This is a genomic window from Microcoleus sp. OTE_8_concoct_300 (assembly GCF_031383065.1).
GTDB lineage: Bacteria > Cyanobacteriota > Cyanobacteriia > Cyanobacteriales > Microcoleaceae > Microcoleus.
Genome location: NZ_JANMZH010000902.1, coordinates 1 through 1,142, shown reverse-complemented (window position 1 = coordinate 1,142; position 1,142 = coordinate 1). Strand labels below are relative to the sequence as shown.

Here is a 1,142-nt window from a genome sequence, read left to right as displayed (position 1 = left end):
GATTGCGGAATGCGGAGTTTGGCTGGCGGATTTTTGCCGCCAGTAAGCCACACTAATGCCGAGCAAGGTGAGCAGCGCGACGGCAACAGCGAGGCGAGTGAAAGGGCGTTGAGGCAACAGGGCGGCAGCGAGAGTTTTTGTCAGCTTGTTTGGCGAAGCATTTATACCAGGGAAAGTATTTATCCAAAGTTTTACAGACCCGAGTATTAATCCCTCGACTGTTTTAGCAAAACATCGAACCGAAAATTTGTTAACGACTCCCCCAGCAGATTTCTTCCAGAGGCAAATTTCCATCGAACAATTAAACAGCCCAGACTTTGCTTATAACAACAGCGACTCAGATTTTAACGAGTTTATCCAAGCGATAAATTTCCCCCTTCCAAATGTGTCAGTCGCAATCAGAACCAGAGCAGGTGCAGAGAGTTTGAGAACAGCGCCAGAATTTTCTTTTGTGCAATTAATCAGACAAATGCAATTCGGTTTAGCTCCCTTGCAACCAAATTATTTATCAGGGGACAATCGCAACAATACGGCGACCGGCGGCGCTGGAGAAGATACAATAATCGGCAACGGCGGCAACGATACTCTTAGAGGAAATCGGGGTAATGACAGCATTAGCGGCGGCGATGGCGACGACTTCTTGTATGGTGGGAGAGACAACGATTATTTAGATGGTGGCGACGGAAACGATTTGATTTCCGGCGAATTTGGCAACGATTTTTTAATTGGCGGCGCAGGGCGCGACCGCTTTGTATTAGAATCCGGCGGCGGAGCGGATGTAATCGCCGATTTTAAAGATAGTGAAGATTTAATTGCACTGTCGCGGGGTTTAACTTTTGCTCAGATTAGAGTCAGCCAAGGTATTGACGGAACTCTAATTACTATCCCAATTACTGGCGAAATTCTTGCTACTCTCACAGGCGTGGTGGCGAGCGACATTACACGCCCAGATTTTGTGCAGCTTTAGTCCGAAAAAAGCTTATAGTTTGGTCAGCGCTAAAACAAGACGGGTTTTGTACCAAAATTGTTCGTCAAAACGGATTTGTTGCTAAACCCGCAACTAGAAATAAAATGCTAGATTAGAAAATAATATTGTTAATAAACGCCGCTTAGTGTAAAATAAGTTAATAGCTTAAAAAGCA

General features: G+C 45.1%; 2 protein-coding genes. Both read left to right on the top strand.

Annotation, left to right across the window (positions count from 1 at the left end):
• On the top strand, positions 1 to 210 hold a 210-nt coding region (locus ACUVJL_RS39015; protein ID WP_445250717.1), incomplete at its 5' end, for a hypothetical protein.
• Between the two features lie 37 nt (positions 211 to 247).
• The gene (locus tag ACUVJL_RS39010; protein ID WP_445250716.1) at positions 248 to 967 is read left to right on the top strand and encodes a calcium-binding protein; all 720 of its coding nucleotides are present in this window, start codon (positions 248 to 250) and stop codon (positions 965 to 967) included.
• The last annotated feature ends 175 nt before the right edge of the window (positions 968 to 1,142 follow it).